We start from the raw sequence: 749 nt of genomic DNA, 5'->3' as shown, positions 1-749 counted from the left end.
GCTTAGACAACCGCATTCTTTCCCTTTATAGTAAGGGTATGTCCTATGAAGACATTCAGGAACACCTGGAGGATTTATATGGCTTACAGATCAGCACCGGCCATTTATCAACCATTACCGATAAAATACTGCCTGTAGTTGAACAGTGGCGATCTCGGCCTTTAGAGCCAGTTTATGCCTTTGTCTGGCTGGACGCAGTTCACTTCAAAGTACGGCAAGATGGTAAAGTTATCAGCAAGGCTGCCTACAATATCTTAGCGATTGATTTACAGGGGAGGAAAGACTTACTAGGCATTTACATTGGTGATGCCGAAAGCGCCCGCTTCTGGCTCTCAGTCTTAACTGACTTACAAGCACGAGGTGTTAAGGATTTACTGATTTGCTCGATTGACAACCTCTCCGGGTTTGGCGATGCCATCGAAACGGTTTACCCCAAAGCTGATGTGCAGCTTTGCCTGGTGCATCAAGTACGTACCTCAATGCGGTATGTAGTCTCGAAAGATCAGAAAGCTGTGGCGGCTGATTTAAAACCAATTTATCAGTCGGCTAATGTGGCCGGAGCAGAACAAAAACTGGCTGATTTTATTGACAGATGGGGGCATAAGTATCCATTAGTTGTTGAAAGCTGGCAACGGAATTGGCTGCGGTTAACTCGTTTTTTTGAGTATCCAGCGGCTATTCGTAAGGTGGTCTACACGACTAATACGGTTGAAGGGTTCCATCGGCAAATACGGTGTGTAACCAAATCG

General features: G+C 45.7%; 1 protein-coding gene. It reads left to right on the top strand.

Annotated elements, in window-relative coordinates; all coding sequences use genetic code 11:
* Positions 1-14: 14 nt before the first annotated feature.
* On the top strand, positions 15-749 hold a 735-nt coding region (locus DT603_RS15780), incomplete at its 3' end, for an IS256 family transposase (protein ID WP_343037781.1).

This window comes from Pseudoxanthomonas gei (assembly GCF_010119615.1).
Taxonomy (GTDB): domain Bacteria; phylum Pseudomonadota; class Gammaproteobacteria; order Xanthomonadales; family Xanthomonadaceae; genus Pseudoxanthomonas_A; species Pseudoxanthomonas_A gei.
Note: the sequence above shows the minus strand (reverse complement) of the source record. Positions and strands in the feature narration are given on the sequence as shown.